This is a genomic window from Allobosea sp. P1_A7, from assembly GCF_056406775.1.
Genome location: NZ_JBFTZN010000564.1, coordinates 1 through 1,381, shown reverse-complemented (window position 1 = coordinate 1,381; position 1,381 = coordinate 1). Strand labels below are relative to the sequence as shown.

General features: G+C 55.0%; 1 pseudogene. It reads left to right on the top strand.

Going from position 1 to position 1,381, the window contains the following annotated elements:
* Positions 1 to 948: 948 nt before the first annotated feature.
* Positions 949 to 1,381, top strand: a pseudogene (locus tag AC1D34_RS37615) (hypothetical protein); the annotation flags it as partial.

Below are 1,381 nucleotides of genomic sequence, written 5' to 3'. Positions count from 1 at the left end.
GATCTTACTAGCACCCTCACCGAACTAACGTCCGTGGAAGGTGGCTCTATCGGGACTGTGTCGGCAGTGGAGACAACCGAGCTGAGTGGTCATTTTGATGGAGCGTCGGTTCTCTACGCGATACTGTCACTTTCAAGTGACGATCCCGCATCAAATTGAGCTACAGGTTGAAAGTGCTGCAAAACTCTATTGTGGTAGTAAATCGTAGGAATATCTTGTGTAGGGCGAATTGGCTGGGGTCGTCGGGGGGAGAAAATGCGGATCACGCTTGTTGCGTTCATCGCAACGTTTATCTTGGGTTACTGGAACTCCACGCAAGCGGCTGATCTCTCCGGTTATCTCGAGCGCCGACCAGCGGTTGCCGCATGCCAGGCTTGGGGCGTCTCCGCCCTAGCGCGMGAGCCGAACCTCTCGATAATTCAGCAAGAAGTCGAGGCGCRGTACGTAGAGGCGAGAGCAATATCCACACAGTTGGCCACGGAAGCCAGCGGGTCGGAGCGGATCACCTGGGCCTACGCGTCTCGCACGGCCTGCGGCATTGCACTGGGAATGTTGTCCCTGCGTGAGGTCGATTCGGATCGGCTATGGAACTGCGAGTGCTATCACGCGCGAATGCGGGCCACTATGAGCCCGCGATACTGACGGCGGTCAGTCAGGGTACGCTGGCGATGGCCATGAATTCGCGCGTTTGGAAATCAAATTTAGAAACAAACTGCAGGGCTCCGGATCATGATTGTTGCCATTATGCGCGTGCTGAATTATCGTTTGTGCGATTAATACAGTCTTATTGTAGGATGTTGATTTTAGCTCCGAGAAAAAGCAAGGGGCGAATATTAAATCGAGACCAAAGTTGTCTTAGGTTCTGGTGCGATTTTTTGCCTGTTCTTGATGTTGGGGTGTGATAAATTGTACTTTTGGCGAAAATTTAGGACTGGGTGGGGGGCAGCGATGCGTTCTGTGAGTCGAGCCGCAATTTTGCGCAGTTGTCTGCTGGCTGGCCTGGCCGCCGGAAGCATCTCGGCGCTTGCGGTGACTGGCGCCGCCGCATTCACTTTGCGTGAAGCGATAGCTACGACGATCGATTCGAACCCCCAGATCGGAGCGGCAATCGAAAATCGCGAGGCGATCGAATTCGAATTGCGCCAGGCTCGGGGTCTATATCTGCCGCGTGTGGATGCCGAGACTTCAGTCGGCGCACGGCAACTGGACCAACCTTTCAGCTCGATCAACAGGTTTAACGGTCCGCGGGACAAGCAGAGCCTCAACCCTCTAGAGGCTGGAATCGTCGGAACTTGGAAGCTCTTCGATGGCTTTGCGACGGATGCCGAAGTCGAACGCCAAGCTTCGCGGGTGGACGGCGCCTCATATCGAGTCCTCGAAC